1 protein-coding gene is annotated in these 2,016 nt (G+C 73.9%); it reads right to left on the bottom strand.

Annotated elements, in window-relative coordinates; genetic code table 11:
• Positions 1-100: 100 nt before the first annotated feature.
• Positions 101-2,016, bottom strand: a 1,916-nt coding sequence (locus RBH18_RS43735) for a GDSL-type esterase/lipase family protein (protein ID WP_306216423.1), incomplete at its 5' end; no start/stop codon positions are given.

The following is a 2,016-nucleotide window of genomic DNA, read 5'->3' on the forward strand; positions in this document are numbered from 1 at the left end:
GCGGCCGGACGGGGTGTCCGGCCGCGACCAGCGTGCACGACCCCGAGTACAAGCCTTGTGACCGTTTCTGATCAGAGTAATTTGATCTTCCACCCGGGCCTCAGGCGCCGGTGGGGCTCTTTTTGATCTCGGCGGCGGCGCGCAGGGCCGCGTGCCGGCGGTCCCCGAAGAAGGCGACGGCGGCGAGCCAGATCCCGGCCAGCGCCACCAGGCCGAGCCAGCCCTGGGCGAGCAGCATGGCGGCGATCCGGCCCTTGGCCCACTGCATCCCGAGCGGCCGGCACCCCTGGGGGCTGGTGTCGAGCACGTCGCACGGGGGCACGGCCGCCGGGGCGTCCGCCTCCGCGGCGAGCGTCGCCGCCGGCGCCGGACTGGCGGGCAGCCGCGGCGGCAGCGTGCCCAGCTCCGCCGGCAGCCACTTCTCGAAGGCACGCAGCATCGCCGCGTGGCCGCGCTCGTTCGGGTGCAGGCTGCTGTGCGACCAGTTCGCCGGGTTGAACCGCTGCTCGGCCACGCCCCGCACCGACCGCACGCCGATGAAGTTGAGCCCGGGCCGCCCCTGGTTGCGCTCGTCGCAGAGCTGCAGGTGCGCGTCGGACAGGGCGGTCTGCATGTCGCCCAGGTAGTAGAAGCCGAACTCGGTCGCTGTCTGCGCGATGATCCGGTTGAGCCCGCCGGTGACGAACTCGTGCAGGAACACCCGCTCCCGGGCGCTCAGCGAGACGTCGTCGCAGCGCCCGCGCAGGCCGATCGGATCCGGGTACGGGACGACGACCACCGGCGTGTCCGGGAACACCGTGCTCAGCTGCCGGTACGTGTCCCGCAACCCGGCCTGCACCTGCGGCAGCGCCTCGGTCCACAGCGACGCCTGCGAGCTGCAGTTGCCCGGCGCCAGGCACATGAGCCCGATCGTCGAGAAGCCCGCGTCGTTGCCGCCGATCCCGAGCACCACGAGGCCCGGATCGAACCCCGGACCGTAGTCGGCCAGGTAACGGTCGAGCTGGGTGCCCGGCTCGCCGTCCTGCGGCTCCGGGGCCGGCGCTCCGGGGCGTACCTCGAGGGTGGGGGTCTGGACGTTGAGGGTCCTGGCCCCCGAGCAGGCCAGGAACTCGACGCGGTCGAAGGGGCGCTGCTGCCCGGCCATCGCGGACCAGGCGGTGGGGGAGCGGCGGCACTGGTTGCCCCCGCCCTCGTCGGTGCCGCGGTAGTAGATCGAGGCGCCCTCGCCGGACATGTAGGAGTCGCCGAACGCGACCAGCAGCCGGCCGGCGTCGCGTCCCGGCCGCAGCTCCGCGGGCACGTCGGCCGGCAGCGGCGTGACGCCGAGCAGGGCGATGACGCACATCACCGCGGCGACGTCCGCCTGGGTCATCGACGCCATCGCGATCACCAGCAGCGCCAGCACGATCAGCGCGCCGAGCAGCCACGGCGAGCGGGTCAGCAGCCACACGACGCCGACGGCGGCCAGGTAGATCGCGAGACCGGCGGCGCCCGCCCGGATCCTCGTGCGGCGCGGGCCGGCGCACATCCGGCGTACGCCCGTCTCGGCGGCGACCACGAGACCGACCGGGAGCAGCAGCAGGAACGCCGCGCCGAGCAGCACGAGCTCCAGGACCACCCAGGCGGTCCCCGACCCGCGGCCCAGCACGAGCAGCCCGGCCAGGCCCAGCACCGCCCCGGCGCCGAGCAGGATCAACCCCAGCTTCAGCCGGTACGGCTCCGCGCGGCGCGACTGGCGCAGCGCCATCAGCCCCGATCCGGCCAGGAAGTAGAGCACCAGGACGCCGGCCAGCGCGGTGCCGCCGCTGTGCAAAACGACGTACGAGGCGAGCAACGCGACCGCCGCGACGCCCAGGACCACCGCGGCGCGCTTCGGCAGGATCCACGGCGAGTGGTCGAGGCCGTCGAGGTACTGGCCGCGGATCCACAAGGTGGCCGTGACGACGAAGAGGACGAGTGTCACGTAGAGCGCGGGAGCCGGCGCACCGGCCCGGGCCACGACGAGCAGCAGGGAGA

Origin of the sequence: Actinoplanes oryzae (genome assembly GCF_030757795.1) — a bacterium.
In the GTDB taxonomy this organism is placed as follows: Bacteria; Actinomycetota; Actinomycetes; order Mycobacteriales; family Micromonosporaceae; genus Actinoplanes.